The organism is Halorubrum tibetense (assembly GCF_042661865.1).
Classification (GTDB): Archaea; Halobacteriota; Halobacteria; order Halobacteriales; family Haloferacaceae; genus Halorubrum; species Halorubrum tibetense.
Window position 1 is genome coordinate 1 of sequence record NZ_JBHSWW010000722.1, and the last position, 533, is coordinate 533.

General features: G+C 47.5%; 1 protein-coding gene. It reads right to left on the bottom strand.

Features of this window, described 5'->3' with window-relative positions:
- The coding region (locus ACFQEU_RS17945) for a hypothetical protein (RefSeq protein ID WP_379784372.1) at positions 1-394 on the bottom strand (394 nt) is incomplete at its 3' end.
- Positions 395-533: the final 139 nt, after the last annotated feature.

The following is a 533-nucleotide window of genomic DNA, read 5'->3' on the forward strand; positions in this document are numbered from 1 at the left end:
CAGGGTAATTCACTTGCTGTGATTCAAGCTGGCTAATTTCTTGAATTTTTTGCTGTCTTAAACGATCAGTTTTTTCAACCAATTGCACCTGGCGCTCTAACACCCGGCGCAAATCATCCCGAAGACCGTCGGTCTGACACCAAAGCTCGGCCCATTGATTGTGCAACTGTTGCAGCATGAGCGCTTGATCGAGCTGACTTTCCAACGGCGCCAAATCGACCCAATCTTTAGTCGCTAAGGCATGTACATCCGCGGGTTCACCGGCAACTTTCGTGGCAATTTTTGTAACCAGCTCACTCAAATGCTTATCGGCCAAATGTGGCCACAATTGTTGCTGCAAAATATCTGCGCGAATTTTCACGAATATTGCTGCGTTATTTTGCTCTTGTTGCAATTAATTAACCGCAGCAAGCAGGGGCACCATGCCCTTGTGCAAACTAGCCTCTAAGCCAGCTTGTTGCTGTAACAATTGTTCTTTATCGCGCAGCGCTGGGACCTGCAATTGCTGCAAGCGAATATCGTTGACTTCGTCT